Consider the following 18,142-nt stretch of genomic DNA (forward strand, 5'->3'; position numbering starts at 1 on the left):
ATGCGCTATTGCTGAGCACAGCTTTTACCCGGCATAAACGTAATCGCTTTATCCGCGTTCAGGGTCTTCACTGGCGCTCCCGTGTCCGGGTTGGCTTCAAGCGTGAAGTGCCCTTCTACCGACAACAGGACGGGTTTTTCGCTGTTCCCCCTGGCAGCAAGATAACCGCGCTCAAGCTCGGCGTTATTCGCCACAGAAACACGCTTACCGGTTGCACAATCGGTAAAGGTCGCTGCATCTGCCATATAGAAATACATACCGCGCATCGGCATTGGGGTTACCGGTAAAGTGGCCTTCACGGGTTCAAGCGTATAGTTAAACTGCGACTCAACCGGGTTGCCTTCACGGTCGAGCATCTCAAGCGCATCGCCTTTAGCGCGATAATACGCTTTCTCGCCCTTACTGTCGGTGAGCACCAGCTTATCGGCGGTACGCGCCCAGGTACCATAGGAAGCAAAGGAAGATGGTTCGTCACGGACGCCCTGGTAGCGTTCATTCATCACCCAGGTGCCATCTTTTTCAAGAAACAACGAGGTTTCAATTCCTTCACAATCTGCGCACGGTAAAATGCCCCGCCAGCTTTGCTGCATCGGTTTAAGTTCCGCAGCCTGCGTCGGTTGAAGGACATCGACTTCTGAACGGTTGTTACAACCTAACAATGAAAAAAGCGAAAGCGCTGCTATCGCCGAAATGAGTGTCTTTTTCACCCCGAATTCCTTCTGCATTTTTATTCCTGCCCGTCAATCCACGCGACGGACTTTACCGCGGAGGGCTTTCACTGTGGATTTTTGCGCTTTCGAAGACAATCTTCGTTCTTTCGAGGCGCGCGTTGGCCGGGTTGCCCGTCGGCTTTTTTGTTCCGCGGTGAGTTCTTTGATCACTGCCACCAGTCGGGCCAGCGCCGCTTCACGGTTTAGCGTCTGGCTTCGGTATTCCTGCGCCTTAATGATAATGACGCCATCAGGGCTAATCAGGTGATGACTGGCAGCAAGTAAACGTTCTTTGTAATACTCTGGCAGGCCAGAGGCCCGGATGTCAAAACGCAAATGGATCGCCGTTGAGGCTTTATTCACATGCTGTCCGCCTGCGCCCTGCGCGCGAATTGCCGTAATTTCCAGCTCATCATCGGCGATAGAGACGTTTCGCGAAATAACAATCATGCCGGTTGTTGCCAGGCAGCCAGATGAATTTCCAGATTATTCTGAGCATCCGAAAGCCAGATGGCTCCGTCCTGAATGGTGGCTTGCAACGTCATCGTCCGTTCCGCGAAGGCGCTTAACTTCGCCAGTTGCTCATCATCAAGATACCAGACTGCCAGATTCGGAAACTGTGCGCACTTATTCTGGTTCTGCTGCCACCAGATCTGCGCCGCTCGGCTGTTGTAAGCAAACAGCGCAACGTTTTTTGCCTGGGTGCAGGCTTTCTTGATCCGCCGCTCTTCCGGTAACCCCAGTTCAATCCACAGATCGATCCCCAAATGGTCGTTACGCAGCCAGGCTTCCGGCTCGTCTTCTGCGCTCAAACCTCGCGTAAACTGCAAGCGCTCATCCGCATATTTGATCCACGCCAGCAGGCGCAGCATCATGCGCTCCTGGGTTTCTGAAGGATGACGGGCCAGCGTCAACGGCGCGTCCAGAAACTGGTTGCGGTCCAGGTCCGCCACATTTACCACGGCTTTGTATATTGTCGCTTTAAGCGCCATGAAAAAACTCCTTTCGAATCAGGCAAACATTGTAACGAAAACGACGACAAAAGGCTGTTAATGGTTCGGCTATCAAGCTGCTGATTTCGGCGGAATGGCTGTGGTATAGTCACCTTGCTAAACAGAGTTTATCTTCGTAGGCTTAGACTTGCATCCACGGTGAAGTCAGAATACTGACAGGAGGGCATGTGGAAAAATATTGTGAGTTAATACGCAGGCGGTATGCGGAAATAGCCAGCGGAGACTTAGGGTATGTCCCGGATGCGCTGGGGTGCGTTTTAAAGGTGCTTAACGAAATGGCCGCAGACAGCGACCTTTCAGAGTCGGTCAGGGAAAAGGCGGCGTATGCTGCTGCGAACTTACTGGTGAGCGATTATGTCAATGAATGAAACATATCAACCCATCAACTGCGATGACTACGACAACCTTGAGCTCGCCTGCCAGCATCATCTGTTGCTGACGCTGGAACTGAAAGATGGCGAAGTTCTGCAGGCAAAAGCCAGCGATCTGGTGTCGCGTAAAAATGTGGAATACCTGATTACCGACGTTGCAGGTGAAACGCGCGAACTGCGTCTCGACAAAATCGCCAGCTTCAGTCACCCGGAAATCGGTACCGTGGTGGTCAGCGAATCCTGAATAGTGGTCGCCGGATGGCGCTACGCTTACCCGGCCTACAATGTGCGGTTACTGTAGGAGGAATAAGCGTAGCGCCATTCGGCATTTTAGTCTGCTTCCCGCCATAACAGCTGTAGTCCCTCTTCCTCCACCGCCATCCCTTCATCAGTGACAAAAACGCCAGCGGCAGCAATGAGCGTATCGCCGTAAAACAGCAAAGGCGTAGTATCACGTCGCCAGGGCGGAACCCCGTGTTCCTGCCAAATCTTCTTCAGCTTACGTCCACCGTTCCGTCCGACGATATGCAGCAGGCCCGGCGCTTTAAAGCGAATGGAAACCGGTTCATCCGTTCGCGGTGTTCTCAGTTCACCGCCGGGCGCCAGCGCGACTTCGCCCAGCCCGGCGGGTAGCATGAGCGGCTTGCGCCTGTCGCGCCACGCCAGCGTCGTTTCACTCTGACCGCCAACCGATTTTATCCACCACAGCTGCGCCTGGTAGCGGCGAACCTCATACACGCCAAAACGCAAACAGGGCGCAGCGTCTTCACGCGCCAGCGCCACTTCCTGCCAGATGCGCTCAAGGCCGTCACGCGAGGGCATCGGCGCATCCTTCGTCGCCAGCCAGCGGCGGATCACTGCGGCGCGGCGAGACTGGCTCATCGACAGCAGCGGCGCAAGCTGAAGCGTACCGTGCGGGGTAACGCAGCCTGACAGCTCTTCCGCCAGCAGTTCATCCAGCAGGCTTTCCTGGCTGGCGCACAGCGCCGCGCTGCGCGCCGTCGCTTCAGCAAAATGCGGCCAGCGCTGTTGCAGAAGCGGCAGCACACGCAGGCGCAGGAAGTTACGATCGAAGGCATCATCCTGATTGCTTTCATCTTCAATCCAGCGAAGCTGATGATCCGTTGCCCACTTTTCCAGGTCGCGACGGCTTTGCTGCAGCAAGGGACGAATAAGGTGGGTACCCGCAAACGCGGACACCTCGGCCATTGCGGAAAGTCCCGCCGGCCCACTACCGCGCTTGAGCGCCAGCAGAAATGTTTCACATTGATCGTCAAGATGCTGGGCGGTCGCCAGCACTTCCCCTGGCAACAGCGCCTGTGCGAATGCTTTATAACGCGCCTGTCTGGCATGCGCTTCCGTGCCCAGCCCTTCATGCGCCAGCTGTACGCGCTCAACCACCAGCGGCACCTGCCACTGCGCGCATACCGCCTCACAGTGCGCCACCCACGCATCGGCATGAGTGCTCAGGCCGTGATGAATATGAATCGCCCGTAGCGTGATACCTGGCTGCTGGGCCCGCCATTGCACGAGTTGATGCAGGAGAACGGTAGAGTCCAGCCCGCCGCTGTATGCGACGAGAATTTGCTGAGCGCTAAACAGTGAAGTCTTCAGGGTGAGTGTAGTCATGGCGATTATTTACAGTGACGTTGCCCGGCACGTTACCGGGCAATCCTCGCGATCGCAAGTCTCACTGTTCATACAGTTCGAGCGGCAGGCCATCCGGATCGTTAAAAAAGGTGAAACGCTTGCCGGTAAACGGATCAACGCGTACAGCTTCGCATTTGACGTTTTTCGCCGCAAGGTGCGCGATAGCCTTCTCCACGTCATCAACGCTGAAAGCCAGATGGCGCAGACCGCAGGCCTCCGGTCGGCTTGGGCGCTGCGGCGGAAAGGGGAACGAAAACAGCTCAATAACATATTGCCCGTTCAGCGCGAGATCGCCTTTCCAGGAATCACGCTCCTCTCTGTAAGCTTCACTCATCAGGGTAAAGCCCAGCACATCGCAGTAGAACGCCTTACTTACCGCATAGTCGGTGGCGATAATTGCAATATGATGAACCTGTTTTAATCCCAGCATAGTGTCAGTGTCTCCATGTTATGTTATCTGCACGTTACCCGCCCGGGGTCCGCAAAAGCAAGCCGTTACGCGCTTTTTAAGACTCGTACGTGGTACACGCCATCATCATCCTGTTTTGCGCCGTGAATATCCGTTTCAAAGCCAGGATAGTGGTGCCCTATCGAGCAAAGCATCAGGAGAAAGTCGAGCACCGCGCGGCTCTGCTCGGTGATCATCTCCCCCGGCATCAGCAGCGGCACGCCCGGCGGATACGGCAGGATCATATTAGCTGACACTCGCCCAACCAGTTGATCCAGCGTTACCGTCTCCACCTCGCCTTTGATCTGCCGCTGCCACGCCTGATGCGGCGTCATAATCATATCCGGCAGCGTGTCGAACGCCCGCAGCATGAGCCCGGAAAGATCGTGTTGGCGAATCAGTTTATGGATCCCCTGCGCCAGATCCTGAATGCGCATATTGCGATAAAAATCAGGATCTTCAGCGTACAGATCCGGCAACATGTTCTTCACTCGCAGGTTAAGATCATAGGCCCGCTTAAATTCGGTCAAACCGCGCAACAGGCCCATTGCCCGGGTTTTATCAATGCCGATACTGAACAAAAACAGTAAATTGTAGGGGCCGGTTTTCTCAACGACCACGCCGCGTTCATCAAGAAATTTCGCCACCAGCGCGGCGGGGATGCCCTCGTCGCTCATGTTCCCTTGCTCATCCATCCCCGGCGTCAGGATCGTGACTTTCACCGGATCGAGAAACATATGATCGTCGTCTGCGTCGGTGAAACCGTGCCAGTCCGCGCCTGGCGCGACAGGCCAGCATTCGGCTTCATCGACCTCCTCCGGCTGCCAGATATCAAAGAACCAGCCCTCGGACTCCTCTCGAAGCCGCTGAATCTCTTTGCGAAAATGCAGCGCCCGCTCCACCGAGCGGTTAATTAACCGCTTGCCCGGGTTACCGCGCAGCATCGCCGCTGCCGTTTCAATGGAGGCGACAATGGGATAGCTCGGCGAAGTGGAAGTGTGCATCATAAACGCTTCATTAAAGGTCTCTTCGTCATACTCACCTTTAATATGAATCAGAGAAGCCTGGGATAGCGCGGCCAGCATCTTGTGCGTCGATTGCGTTTCGAAAATCACTTTGCCGGGCACCCGATCGCCGCTCATGCCGCTTTTACCCTGGTAGATGGGATGAAAATGCGTATATGGCACCCAGGCGGAATCAAAGTGGATCGACGGCACATCCAGCGTCTGCTTGATCCAGTTGGTGTTGTAGAGCAAGCCGTCATAAGTTGAGTTGGTAATGACGGCGTGTACCGGCCACTGCGCCTGCGGCGTTTCGGTGACTTTACGTTCAATACTCGCGCGCGTGAACTCGCGTCGGGGGATGCCGCCCAGGATGCCGAGCGCATTCCGCGTCGGTTTCAGCCATAAAGGGACAACGTCGCTCATCATCAACAAATGCGCCAGCGACTTATGGCAGTTGCGGTCAATCAGCAGCGAGCTCCCCGTCGGCGCGGCGTACATGCCAACGATTTTATTCGATGTCGATGTCCCGTTGGTCACCATGTAGCTCTGTTCAGCGCCGAAGGTGCGGGCAATATACTCCTCGGCTTCCAGATGCGGGCCGCTATGATCGAGCAGCGAACCAAGTTCAGTGACAGAAATCGAGACATCCGCCTTCAGCGTATTGCCGCCGAAAAAATCATAGAACAGGCAGCCTACCGGACTCTTTTGATAGGCGGTTCCCGCCATGTGTCCCGGCGTACAGAAGGTGTATTTCCCCTCTTTCACATAGGTGAATAACGCTTTGGTGAAAGGCGGCGTAATATTGTCGAGATACTCACCGGTATATTGACGGATACGCGTGGCGATATCCTCCGCCTGTCCCAGCGCGTACTCAAAAAACCACAGCGCCATACGCATATCATGTACGCTGACATCCATGGTGGAATGGGTATTGATAAAAGCGTACAGCGGCAGATATTCGTTTAACTGATTAATGTCGCTGCACAGATCGAGACTGTATTCATCCCAATCAAAAATAACGCCGCAAATACGCGGATTGTGTTCAATAAACTTCAGCAGGTCGACGCTGTTTTGTGGCCAGATAATCTGGAACCCTTGCGATTGCAGCGCGCGCTCAAGCTCCTTAATGGGCTCATCTTTATAAAAAACGCCGTGCGGTCCCATAATGGCAATGATATTCATGCGCTCCTCCTGGAAAATCCTTAGCTAATCATAGACTGTTCAAACCGCAGGTAAAAAAAAGGGCCACAATTCGTGGCCCTTTTCAGAATGGTCAACGCTTACGCGTAGCCGTAGCTCATCAGACGCTGATAGCGACGGTTTTTCAGATCGTCAGTGCTTAGCACATCAAGGTCCGCAAGGTCAGCCAGCAGTTGCGCTTTCAGCGACGCGGCCATTGCTTCCGGGTTACGGTGCGCGCCGCCCAGCGGTTCCTGAATAATGGAATCGATCAGCTTCAGCTCTTTCAGGCGTGGCGCGATAATCCCCATCGCTTCTGCGGCCAGCGGCGCTTTATCTGCGCTTTTCCACAGAATGGACGCACAGCCTTCCGGGGAGATAACCGAATAGGTGCTGTATTGCAGCATATTCACTTTGTCACCCACACCGATCGCCAGCGCGCCGCCGGAGCCGCCTTCACCGATAACGGTGCAGATGACCGGCACGCTGAGGCGCGACATTTCGCGCAGGTTACGCGCGATGGCTTCAGACTGGCCGCGCTCTTCCGCCCCGACGCCCGGGTAAGCGCCCGGGGTGTCAATGAAGGTCACGATCGGCATCTTAAAACGTTCGGCCATTTCCATCAGACGCAGCGCTTTACGGTAGCCTTCTGGCGCCGGCATACCGAAGTTACGACGGATTTTTTCTTTGGTTTCACGGCCTTTCTGATGGCCAATGACCATCACCGGACGACCATCCAGACGCGCGATACCGCCGACAATTGCTTTGTCGTCCGCATAGGCGCGGTCGCCCGCCAGTTCGTCAAATTCCTCAAACGCCAGGCGAACATAATCCAGGGTGTAAGGACGCTGCGGGTGGCGCGCCAGTTGGGCTACCTGCCATGCGCCGAGATCGGCGAAGATTTTGCGCGTCAGTTCTACGCTTTTTTCACGCAGACGATGCACTTCTTCATCGATGTTAATATCCAGTTTCTCGTCCTGACGGCTCACCGCAGTCAGAGAATCGATTTTTGCTTCCAGCTCGGCAATCGGCTGTTCAAAATCAAGGAAATTCAGACTCATAGTATTCCTGTATTAGTCAAACTCCAGTTCCACCTGCTCCGAACCAATGAGGCCACGGAGATCGTTGAGTAAACGATCGCTCGGAGAAACGCGCCACGTCGCGCCAAAACGCAACCGCGCGCGCGCATCCGCCCTCTGATAGTAGAGATGTACTGGAATTGTCCCCGAGCGGTGGGGTTCCAGAGACTGACGGAGTCGGTTTAAAAGCTGGTCATCAATTTGCCTGTCCGTCAGCGAGATAGCAAGCCCGCGAGCATATTTTTCCCGGGCTTCGTCAATATCCATCACTTCGCGGGCGGTCATTTTAAGCCCCCCGCTGAAGTCATCAAAGCTGACCTGTCCGCTGACGATAAGTATGCGGTCTTTTTCCAGCAGTTGCTGGTATTTATCCAGAGCGTCGGTAAATAACATGACTTCAAGACGTCCGGAACGGTCATCCAGCGTACAGATGCCGATACGATTGCCGCGCTTGGTGACCATAACCCTTGCGGCAATGACGAGCCCCGCAGCCGTGGTGACTTTACCACGTTCTGTCGGATGCATGTCTTTCAGCCTGTAGCCTCCGACATAGCGCTCAATTTCTTTTAAATACTGGTTGATGGGGTGCCCCGTCAGGTACAGACCCAACGTTTCGCGCTCGCCATCCAGCACCACTTGTTCCGGCCACGGCTGGCAGCTGGCGTAGGACTGTTCAATTTGTTCCGGCTCTTCCGCCAGTACGCCGAACATATCGGCCTGACCAATCGCTTCCGCTTTGGCATGTTGATCGGCGGCCTTTAACGCATCGCCAAGCGAATTCATCAACGCGGCGCGGTGGGGTCCCAGGCGGTCAAACGCCCCGGACATAATTAACTTTTCCAGTACCCGGCGGTTCAGTTTTTTGGTGTCAGTACGGGCGCAAAGATCGAACAGCTCGCGGAAGTATCCGCCGTTGTTGCGCGCCTCGATGATCGCCTCAATCGGGCCTTCACCAACACCTTTGATCGCCCCGATACCGTAAACGATCTCACCTTCGTCGTTAACGTGAAAGTGATACAGGCCGGAATTGATGTCCGGCGGCAGGATCTTCAGCCCCATCCGCCAACATTCGTCCACCAGACCTACCACTTTTTCCGTGTTATCCATATCGGCGGTCATAACCGCCGCCATAAATTCGGCGGGATAGTGCGCCTTCAGCCATAGCGTCTGATAGGAGACCAGCGCATACGCGGCGGAGTGTGACTTGTTAAATCCGTAACCGGCGAATTTCTCCACCAGGTCAAAGATTTTCATCGCCAGTTCGCCGTCGATCCCGTTCTTCTTCGCGCCCTCTTCAAAGACAGATCGCTGTTTGGCCATCTCTTCCGGCTTTTTCTTACCCATCGCACGACGTAACATGTCCGCGCCGCCGAGGGTATAACCAGACAGCACCTGGGCGATCTGCATGACCTGTTCCTGATACAGGATGATGCCATAGGTCGGTTCCAGTACGGGCTTCAGGCTTTCGTGCTGCCACTGTACGTCAGGATAAGAAATTTCTTCACGCCCGTGCTTACGGTCGATGAAGTTATCCACCATCCCCGACTGCAGCGGGCCCGGGCGGAACAGCGCCACCAGCGCGATCATATCTTCAAAGCAGTCAGGTTGCAGACGCTTGATCAAATCTTTCATGCCGCGGGATTCAAGCTGGAACACCGCCGTGGTTTCCGAGCGTTGCAGCATGTCGAAGCTTTTCTTGTCATCCAGCGGGATGGCCGCAATATCCAGCGGCGGCTCGCCGTTTTTCTCACGACGGGCGTTAATCATTTCCAGCGCCCAGTTGATAATCGTGAGCGTTCGCAGGCCGAGGAAGTCAAACTTCACCAGCCCGGCGTATTCCACGTCGTTTTTATCAAACTGCGTAACCGGATGCAGCCCCTGCTCATCGCAATACAGCGGCGCAAAATCGGTAATTTTCGTCGGGGCGATAACCACACCACCGGCGTGCTTACCGGCGTTACGCGTGACGCCCTCCAGCTTACGCGCCATGTCGATCAGCGCTTTGACCTCTTCGTCGGCTTCGTAGATTTCCGGCAGTTGCGGCTCAGCTTCAAACGCTTTTGCCAGCGTCATGCCCGGATCGGGCGGCACCAGCTTTGAAATACGGTCTACGAAGCCATACGGATGGCCCAGCACGCGGCCCACGTCACGGATAACCGCTTTCGCCGCCATGGTACCGAAAGTAATAATCTGCGATACCGCATCACGCCCATACATATCCGCCACGTGCTCGATCACCTGGTCGCGTTTCTCCATACAGAAGTCAACGTCGAAGTCAGGCATCGAAACACGCTCCGGGTTAAGGAAGCGTTCGAACAGCAGGTCAAATTCCAGCGGGTCGAGGTCGGTGATTTTCAGCGCGTAGGCCACCAGCGATCCCGCGCCGGAACCACGGCCTGGCCCGACCGGCACGCCGTTATCCTTCGACCACTGGATAAACTCCATCACGATCAGAAAGTAGCCGGGGAACCCCATCTGGTTAATAACCTGTAGCTCAATGTCCAGACGCTCGTCATATTCCGGGCGGCGTTTTTTACGCTCTTCTGCATCCGGGAACAGGAATTCAAGACGCTCTTCAAGACCTTCTTTCGATTTCTTGACCAGATAGTCTTCGGTGGTCATATCACCGGTCGGAAACTGCGGCAGGAAATATTCGCCCAGACGCACCGTCACGTTACAGCGTTTGGCGATCTCAACGGTGTTTTCCAGTGCTTCCGGAATGTCCGAGAAGAGCTCGCACATCTCCTCTTCCGTACGCATATACTGCTGCGGCGAATAGTTACGTGGGCGCTTAGGGTCGTCGAGAGTAAAACCGTCGTGAATGGCGACGCGAATTTCATGCGCGTCAAAATCATCGCTGTTAATAAAGCGCACGTCGTTGGTAGCGACGACCGGCAAGCCGCGCGCTTCCGCCAGTTCTACGGCTGCGTGCAAATAGCTTTCTTCATCCTGTCTGCCGGTACGGATCAGCTCAAGGAAGTAACGATCCGGGAAATGCGTTTCATAGAACGAGACGCACTCCTCAACCAGCGCGCTATTTCCCCGCAACAGGCTGCGGCCAACGTCGCCCATGCGTCCACCGGAAAGCAGAATTAACCCCTCTTTCAGTTCGATCAGCCAGTCGCGATCGATAACCGGACCCGCCGCGCCGTAACCGCGTTGATAAGCTTTAGAAATAAGCAGCGTAAGGTTCTGATAACCGGTGTTATTCGACGCCAGCACCGTTAAATGAGTGAGTTCTTCACCCATTTGTTCGCTCTGAACGTGGAAATCGGCGCCAACAATGGGTTTAATCCCGGCGCCATGACCCGCCCCGTAGAACTTCACCAGACCGCAAAGGTTGGTAAAATCGGTGATCGCCAGCGCGGGCATGCCCAGTGCGGCCGCCTTTTTCACCAGCGGTCCGGTTTTGGCCAGCCCATCGATCATGGAGTAGTCGCTGTGCACCCGCAGGTGGACGAAACGAGGTTCAGACATCTTCAGATTCCTTTAACCCAGAGATCAGGACGCGAGTCCCAGTGCGCGTTTGACCGGGCCAAAGCTGCGTCGATGGTGCTCTGTCGCGCCATGAGCAGCCAGCGCCTCCAGATGAAAAGCGGTTGGATACCCTTTGTGCTGGGCAAAACCGTACTGCGGGAAAACGCTATCCAGCGCGGCCATTTCCGCATCCCGCGTGACTTTCGCCAGAATAGACGCAGCGCTGATTTCCGCCACACGGCTGTCGCCTTTTACCACCGCCATTGACGGTACCGGCAGCGCGGGGCAGCGATTGCCGTCGATGAGCACGTATTCCGGCGCGATATGCAGACCAGCGACCGCACGCTGCATCGCCAGCATGGTGGCATGAAGAATATTCAGCTCATCTATCTCATGCGGCTCCGCACGGCCCAGACTCCAGCTTAACGCTTTTTCTTTGATTTCGTCATACAGCGCCAGACGGCGCTTTTCAGATAATTTTTTAGAATCGTTAAGACCCACAATCGGACGCGCCGGGTCGAGAATCACAGCGGCTGTCACCACCGCGCCGACCAACGGTCCCCGTCCAACTTCATCCACACCGGCGACTAAATGCATGTGCGGATAAACAAATTCGATCATTGTGCTAACTCCAGAACCGCGTCAGCCGCCTGCTCGTCGGCATTGCAGCGGATCTGCTGATGCAGCTCGCGGAAAGTATCATGCATCGCATGGCTGGTTTTACCGTTAGCCAGAAGCGGCAGTAGCGCTTGCGCGAGTTTCTGCGGCTCGCACTCTTCCTGCAGCAGCTCTTTGACGAGTTCTCTCCCTGCCAGCAGATTCGGCAACGACACATAGTCGGTTTTCACCAGCCGCTTCGCCAGCCAGAAGGTAAACGGCTTCATGCGATAACCTACCACCATCGGGCACTTCGCCAGCATACACTCAAGCGCGGCGGTTCCCGACGCCAGCAGCGCGGCGTCGCTGGCGACCATCGCTTCGCGTCCCATCCCGTCAAGCAGATGCACGGACAGTTCCGGTGCGACATCCGCTTTGATTTTCTCAAACTGTTCACGCCGTTTGGCATTCACTAACGGCACCACGACTTCGAGATCGGGGTAATGCTGACGCAAAAGCTGCGCCGTTTTCAGGAAGTCGGCGCTGAGCATCTCCACTTCTGCGCCACGGCTACCAGGCAGCAACGCCAGGCAATGGGCGTCATGCGGAATGCCCAGGACATCACGGGCCGCGTTTTTATCCGGGTCAAGCGGCATGGCATCCGCCATCGTGTGTCCAATAAAACGGCACGGCACGTTATATTTATCGTAAAACGCTTTTTCGAAAGGCAGAAAAGCCAGCACCATATTGGTGGATCTGCCTATTTTGAAAACACGTTTCTGCCGCCACGCCCAGACGGACGGACTGACATAATGAATGGTTTTGATACCCTGTTTTTTCAGGTTGCCTTCCAGGGTGATGTTGAAGTCAGGCGCATCAATCCCTACAAAGACATCCGGCTTAAGCCCGGTAAAACGACGGGTTAAATCGGCGCGAATGTGCAGCAGGCGACGGAGGCGTCCAAGCACCTCAACAATCCCCATAACCGCCAGTTCTTCCATTTCGTACCAGGCTTCACAGCCTTCAGCCTGCATACGCGGACCCGCTACGCCGACAAAACGGGCGTGAGGGACACGCGCCTTCAGGGCACGGATCAAGCCTGCGCCAAGAATATCGCCGGAGGTTTCTCCGGCGACCAAGGCAATCGTTAAAGGACGCTGTTCAGCCATTAACGAATCAAACCGCGCGTTGAGCGGGCAAAAAAGTCGCTGAACGGTTGCACTTCCGGATACTGCTTCGCCAGCTCGGCGATTTCCGGTTTTGCTTCATCCAGCGTTTTACCGCTGCGATACAGCGCTTTATATGCGTTGCGGATCGCGGTGATCGCTTCGCGGGTAAAGCCGCGGCGCTTCAGCCCTTCAATGTTCACGCCAAACGGCGTGGCGTGGTTGCCCTGTGCGATAACGAACGGCGGAACGTCCTGAGCGACGCCAGAACAGCCGCCCACCATCACGTGCGCGCCGATAATACAGAACTGGTGCACGGCGGTCATGCCGCCGATGATGACGTAATCGTCCAGCGAAACATGGCCCGCGAGGGTTGCGTTATTCGCCAGAATACAGCGATCGCCTATTGTGCAATCGTGCGCCACGTGGGCGTTGATCATCAGCAGGTTATCGCTGCCCACCTTCGTTAATCCACCGCCCTGCACCGTGCCACGATGAATGGTTACGCTTTCGCGAATGCGGTTACGATCGCCAATTTCCACACGGGTCGGTTCACCAGCGTATTTCAGATCCTGGTTCACTTCACCGATAGAGGCGAACTGATAAATCTCGTTATCGCGGCCAATTTTGGTGTGGCCATTCACGACAACGTGAGACTTCAGTACGGTACCCTCACCAATTTCAACATGGGGTCCAACGAGACAAAAAGGTCCAATGTGGACGTTAGCGCCAAGAGAAGCGCCTTCTTCCACAATGGCGGTTGGATGAATAAAGGCGGATTTATCAATCACGTATCAGGCCTCCCGGCTACGAGCGCACATCATCGTTGCTTCGCAAACTACTTTACCGTCGACCAGAGCAACCCCTTTGAAGCGGGTCAGGCCACGGCGCGTTTTCTCGAAAGTCACTTCCATGATCATCTGATCGCCAGGCACGACAGGACGCTTAAAGCGCGCTTCATCAATACCTGCGAAATAGTAAAGTTCTCCCGGCTCCAGTTTACCCACGCTTTTAAACGCCAGAATACCGGTAGCCTGTGCCATTGCTTCCAGAATCAGAACGCCCGGAAAGATCGGCTTGCCCGGGAAATGTCCCTGGAAAAACGGCTCGTTAACGGAAACATTCTTCACTGCGCGGAGAAAGCGACCTTCTTCAAAATCCAGCACCCGATCCACCAGCAAAAACGGGAAACGGTGCGGCAGAAGTTCTAAAATCTCTTCAATGTGCAGAGTATGAGTGTTAGTAGTCAAAATACTCTTCCTGTCCAAATATACTAAAAGCCAATAATAACACGGCCTGCCGCAATCGTATGAATGCCGACAGGCCGTAAAGTATGTGTGACCGGGTGAGAGTTTAGTCTTGTTGATTAACCTTGCGCTCAATCGCTTTGAGACGCTTGCTCATATCATCAATGTTCATCACCAGTGCGGCTGTCTTACGCCATACTTTGTTAGGTTGCAGCGGAATGCCTGAGGAATAGACGCCAGGCTCCGTGATGGGACGCATCACCATCCCCATGCCCGTCACCGTCACCTTGTCGCATATTTCCATATGGCCATTAATGACGCTGGCGCCGCCAATCATACAGTAACGGCCAATCTTCAGGCTGCCCGCCATAATGACGCCACCGGCAACCGCCGTATTGTCGCCAATCACAACGTTATGCGCAATCTGACACTGGTTATCAATGATAACACCGTTGCCGATCACCGTATCATCCAGCGCACCACGGTCGATGGTGGTACAGGCGCCGATCTCCACGCGATCGCCAATAATAACGCGACCAAGCTGCGGGATCTTCACCCAGTTGCCGCGATCGTTGGCATAGCCAAAACCGTCGGCGCCAATCACCGTACTGGACTGGATCAGGCAATTCTCACCTATCTGGATGTCGTGGTAAACCGTTACATTCGCCCATAAGCGCGAGCCGGCACCAATTTTCGTATTTTTCCCGACGAAGCAGCCCGCGCCGATAACCACGTTATCGCCCAGCGCTACGCCTGATTCAATGACCGCATTTGCGCCGATTGAAACATTGCTACCCAACGTCGCCGTCGCATCTACCACCGCACTTGGTGCGATATTCTGCGCCGGCTGCGGCGTGGTATCTAAAATTTGCGCCATTCGCGCATACGTGAGGTAGGGATTCTTCACTACCAGCGCGGCGCTTTTAGCAAAAGGAAGATCGTCCTGCGTCATGACAACGGCAGACGCCTGGCATAAAGCCAGGTGCTCACGGTATTTCGGATTCACCATGAACGTAATGTGACCCGTTTGCGCAGATTGCATGGACGCAACGCCGGTGATGACGATATCGCCATCACCGTGTAATTCTGCATCCAACTGCTCTGCTAAATCAGACAGTCGAATTGAAGGCATTACTTATTTAACCTGTTTCAGTACGTCAGCGGTAATATCTTTTACATCGCTGCTGTTGTAAGCAACGCTGTTCGCGTCAACGACCAGATCGATGCTCTGGCTGTTGGCAACGGATTTCACCGCAGTCTGGATACGGGTAACCAGTTTGCCACGTTCTTCGTTGGAACGACGTGCGCGATCCTGCTCAAAAGCCTGCGCTTTCTGAGAGAACGTCTGGCGCTGCGCCATCACGTCTTTTTCCAGCTTGGTACGTTCGCCACCTGCTTTCATGGACTGCAGACGCTGCATTTTGGACTGCAGGTCAGTTTCCATACGTTGCAGTTCGCTGGCGCGGCTTTTGAACTCGTTTTCCAGCGTTTTGGAAACGCCAGTCTTCTGCGCAACCTGCTGGAACAGGCTACCCATGTTGACGATTGCAATTTTGTCAGCAGCCTGTGCAGACGTAACCATTGCTAAACCGAGACCTGCCGCTAATAACCACTTTTTCACAATAAACTCCTTACCATCCCATTTGCACCCGAAGGTGCAGTTCTTTGCGTGGCCAGGCGACCCCATGCAAGATCGCCTAAAGTCATCGCTACACTACCATTACATTCCCTTGTGAAGAACCGTTACCAGGTTTTACCAATGTTAAACTGGAACTGTTCTGCTTTGTCTCCATCGTACTTTTTAAACGGCTGGGCGTAGGAGAATACCAACGGCCCCAATGGGGACATCCATTGTAATGCGATACCAGCGGACATACGGATATTGCTCGGATCGCTGTAATCAGGATAGCCTGAGAAACGGCTGGAATCCCAGTTTGTATCCCAAACGGTACCCATATCCCAGAAGAAGGAGGTACGTACCGAGTTCGCGTATTTATCGCTGATAAACGGCGTTGGGGTAATGAACTCAAGGCTGGCGACAGCCATTGCGTTACCGCCCACTGCGTCATCGGATTCACACGGTGCCGTGTTGGTGCTTGCACATTCGTTATCGTAGTCATCATCGCCATCATGACGGCTGCTGGCTGGCAGATAGACCGCTTTCGGACCGATGGTGTTCGACTGGAAACCACGTACGGTGCTGGAGCCGCCCGCATAGAAGTTTTCATAGAACGGCATCTCTTTGCCGCCGATACCATCACCGTAACCCCAACGCGTACGACCCAGCACAACCCATTTGTGGTCGTCGTCGATCGGCACATAAGTCGCGGTGTCCAGCGTCGCTTTGTAGTATTCGTTATCAGAACCCGGAATGGTCACTTTACCGTTCAGGTTGATACGCGTACCTTCCGTCGGGAAGAAGCCACGGTCGAGCTTGTTATACGTCCAGCCGTAGTTAAAGGTGAAGTCATCCGCGGCGAAGCTGTTGCGATCGTTCGTCGGATCCGGGTTTTCCCCCATCGAGTTCAGATAACGCCACATGGCGACCTGCGGCTGCATGTTGGACAGTTTGTTATGCACATAACCGAGGCCCGCGCGCAGCGTGTTGTATTCATTCACCGGGAAGCCCAGCGTCACGTCCGTACCGTAGCTCTTGTTGGTATAGTCGGACAGATCGGCGTCATCCGCCTGGAAATCGTTATAGAACACGCGACCGCCGAGACTTACGCCGTCAACGGTGAAGTACGGGTTGGTCACAGACAGTTCGGTATAGGTCTGGTAGTCGTTCTTCGTACCATTGATCCCTACCGCATAACCGGTACCCAACCAGTTATCCTGCTGTACGCCCGCCTGGAAGCTGACGCCGCTTTCTGTACCGTAACCGATACCGAAGTTGAAGCTACCGGTGTTACGCTCTTTCACCTTGTAGACCACGTCCACCTGGTCCGGGCTACCCGGAACGCGCTGGGTGTCAGTATCGACGGTTTCGAAGTAACCTAAACGGTTCAGACGTTCTTTACCCTGGTCGACCAGATCGCTGCCCAGCCATGCCCCTTCCATCTGACGCATTTCACGACGCAGAACGGCATCTTTAGAGGTGTCATTGCCTTCAAAACGGATCTTACGTACGTAGAAACGGTTACCCGCATCAACGTTGACGCGCAGGTTAACGGTTTTATCCGTATCGTTGATTTCCGGCTGAGACTGAACGCGTGGATAGGCGTAACCATAGCGACCAAGAAGCTTTTTAATGTCATCTTCCATTTTGGTCACTTTGGTGCCGTTATACAGCTCGCCCGGCTCGATTTTGGTCAGGCTTTCGATCTCAGCAGAGTGACCCGCCAGGTTACCGCTCACCTGCACGCCAGAAAGCTTGTACTGATCGCCTTCCGTGACGTTAACGGTGATATAAATGCCTTTCTTGTCCGGCGTCAGGCTGACCTGAGTAGAGTCAATGTTGAAGCGCGCGTAGCCGCGATCCAGATAGTAGCTGCGCAGGGTCTCTAAGTCGCCCGCCAGTTTCTGTTTCTGGTATTTGCGATCGCCAACCACGTTCCACCACGGCACTTCGTCGCGCAACTGGAAGTGAGAGATCAGTTCGTTGGTACTGAAAGCATGGTTGCCAACGATGTTGATCTGCTGGATCTTCGCGGACACGCCTTCCTGGAAGACCAGTTTCAGGTCAACACGGTTACGCGGCAGCGGAGTCACCACCGCTTTAACGCTGGCGCTGTATTTACCGACACTGTAGTAGAAGTCTTCCAGCCCTTTTTCGATATCGGCAATGGTGGTGCGATCCAGAGATTCGCCGACACGCACGCCAGACGCCTCGAGGTTTTGCTTCAGCATATCGTCTTTCACCGATTTGTTACCGGAGAACGTGATGCTGGCAATAGTCGGGCGTTCTTTTACCTGAACCAGAAGGGTATCACCATCACGAAGGACGCGGACGTCCTCAAAGTTGCCGGTGGCAAACAGAGCGCGAATGGTATTACTGATATCTTCATCATTAACCGTGTCGCCTGTGCGCACCGGCATACTGAGGAGGGCCGCACCAACGGCGACACGCTGCAGGCCTTCGAAATGAATGTCCTTCACTACGAACCCTTCAGCACCGTATACGGTGGCGCTGCTAAACAGCAGCGACGCTATGAGCAACTTTTTCATCGCCATCGTTATTATGCGTTCTTCCTAACTAACT

General features: G+C 54.7%; 17 protein-coding genes. 2 read left to right on the forward strand and 15 right to left on the reverse strand.

Translation table 11 applies throughout. The features are described from left to right. Positions 1–5 precede the first annotated feature (5 nt). The 3 genes from nlpE to JY391_RS17380 are packed head-to-tail and all read right to left on the reverse strand — an operon-like array spanning position 6 to position 1,702. Positions 6–725 (reverse strand): envelope stress response activation lipoprotein NlpE, encoded by a 720-nt coding sequence (gene nlpE, locus JY391_RS17370; RefSeq protein WP_042289824.1) that lies wholly within the window; start codon positions 723–725, stop codon positions 6–8. A 15-nt stretch (positions 726–740) separates the two neighbouring features. Continuing rightward, positions 741–1,160, reverse strand: a complete 420-nt coding sequence (gene arfB / locus JY391_RS17375) for an alternative ribosome rescue aminoacyl-tRNA hydrolase ArfB (protein ID WP_042289827.1) — start codon at positions 1,158–1,160, stop codon at positions 741–743. Further along, on the reverse strand, positions 1,157–1,702 hold the full coding sequence (locus JY391_RS17380) for a YaeQ family protein (protein WP_042289829.1): 546 nt from the start codon (positions 1,700–1,702) through the stop codon (positions 1,157–1,159). Before JY391_RS17380 ends, arfB begins: the two co-directional genes overlap by 4 nt. 188 nt (positions 1,703–1,890) lie before the next feature. Here JY391_RS17380 and JY391_RS17385 point away from each other — a divergent pair, with 188 nt between their 5' ends. After that, complete coding sequence (locus JY391_RS17385) at positions 1,891–2,091, forward strand: YaeP family protein (RefSeq protein WP_042289831.1); 201 nt, start codon at positions 1,891–1,893, stop codon at positions 2,089–2,091. After that, complete coding sequence (gene rof / locus JY391_RS17390) at positions 2,078–2,338, forward strand: Rho-binding antiterminator (protein ID WP_042289833.1); 261 nt, start codon at positions 2,078–2,080, stop codon at positions 2,336–2,338. Before JY391_RS17385 ends, rof begins: the two co-directional genes overlap by 14 nt. An 86-nt stretch (positions 2,339–2,424) precedes the next feature. Here the strand turns inward: rof and tilS are convergent, their stop codons facing one another. The 12 genes from tilS to bamA form a co-directional block, all read right to left on the reverse strand. After that, entirely contained in the window at positions 2,425–3,723 is a 1,299-nt protein-coding gene (gene tilS, locus JY391_RS17395) for a tRNA lysidine(34) synthetase TilS (protein WP_211934734.1), read from the reverse strand. 61 nt (positions 3,724–3,784) lie between these two features. Further along, positions 3,785–4,174: a VOC family protein gene (locus tag JY391_RS17400; protein ID WP_042289838.1), complete on the reverse strand. Its 390-nt coding sequence runs from the start codon at positions 4,172–4,174 to the stop codon at positions 3,785–3,787. A gap of 65 nt (positions 4,175–4,239) precedes the next feature. Next, positions 4,240–6,378, reverse strand: a complete 2,139-nt coding sequence (gene ldcC / locus JY391_RS17405; protein WP_211934735.1) for a lysine decarboxylase LdcC — start codon at positions 6,376–6,378, stop codon at positions 4,240–4,242. A gap of 98 nt (positions 6,379–6,476) precedes the next feature. Next, positions 6,477–7,436: an acetyl-CoA carboxylase carboxyl transferase subunit alpha gene (gene accA, locus JY391_RS17410; protein ID WP_042289841.1), complete on the reverse strand. Its 960-nt coding sequence runs from the start codon at positions 7,434–7,436 to the stop codon at positions 6,477–6,479. A gap of 12 nt (positions 7,437–7,448) precedes the next feature. After that, on the reverse strand, positions 7,449–10,931 hold the full coding sequence (gene dnaE / locus JY391_RS17415) for a DNA polymerase III subunit alpha (RefSeq protein ID WP_042289844.1): 3,483 nt from the start codon (positions 10,929–10,931) through the stop codon (positions 7,449–7,451). A gap of 24 nt (positions 10,932–10,955) precedes the next feature. Then, a complete protein-coding gene (gene rnhB, locus JY391_RS17420) occupies positions 10,956–11,552 on the reverse strand; it encodes a ribonuclease HII (RefSeq protein WP_205612753.1) in 597 nt (198 codons plus the stop codon). Next, entirely contained in the window at positions 11,549–12,697 is a 1,149-nt protein-coding gene (gene lpxB / locus JY391_RS17425; RefSeq protein WP_199956855.1) for a lipid-A-disaccharide synthase, read from the reverse strand. The genes rnhB and lpxB overlap by 4 nt, the downstream gene beginning before the upstream one ends. Continuing rightward, positions 12,697–13,485, reverse strand: a complete 789-nt coding sequence (gene lpxA, locus JY391_RS17430; RefSeq protein WP_042289853.1) for an acyl-ACP--UDP-N-acetylglucosamine O-acyltransferase — start codon at positions 13,483–13,485, stop codon at positions 12,697–12,699. Before lpxA ends, lpxB begins: the two co-directional genes overlap by 1 nt. A gap of 3 nt (positions 13,486–13,488) precedes the next feature. Next, the gene (fabZ, locus tag JY391_RS17435) at positions 13,489–13,944 is read right to left on the reverse strand and encodes a 3-hydroxyacyl-ACP dehydratase FabZ (protein WP_003018528.1); all 456 of its coding nucleotides are present in this window, start codon (positions 13,942–13,944) and stop codon (positions 13,489–13,491) included. Between the two features lie 103 nt (positions 13,945–14,047). Next, positions 14,048–15,073 carry a UDP-3-O-(3-hydroxymyristoyl)glucosamine N-acyltransferase gene (lpxD, locus tag JY391_RS17440; RefSeq protein WP_199956857.1) on the reverse strand — a complete coding sequence of 342 codons (1,026 nt, stop codon included), beginning with the start codon at positions 15,071–15,073 and terminating at the stop codon, positions 14,048–14,050. Positions 15,074–15,076: 3 nt separating this feature from the next. Then, positions 15,077–15,562 (reverse strand): molecular chaperone Skp, encoded by a 486-nt coding sequence (gene skp, locus JY391_RS17445; RefSeq protein ID WP_042289857.1) that lies wholly within the window; start codon positions 15,560–15,562, stop codon positions 15,077–15,079. A gap of 122 nt (positions 15,563–15,684) precedes the next feature. Then, positions 15,685–18,114 (reverse strand): outer membrane protein assembly factor BamA, encoded by a 2,430-nt coding sequence (gene bamA, locus JY391_RS17450; protein WP_042289859.1) that lies wholly within the window; start codon positions 18,112–18,114, stop codon positions 15,685–15,687. Between the last annotated feature and the right edge of the window lie 28 nt (positions 18,115–18,142).

Source organism: Citrobacter sedlakii, assembly GCF_018128425.1.
Classification (GTDB): domain Bacteria; phylum Pseudomonadota; class Gammaproteobacteria; order Enterobacterales; family Enterobacteriaceae; genus Citrobacter_A; species Citrobacter_A sedlakii.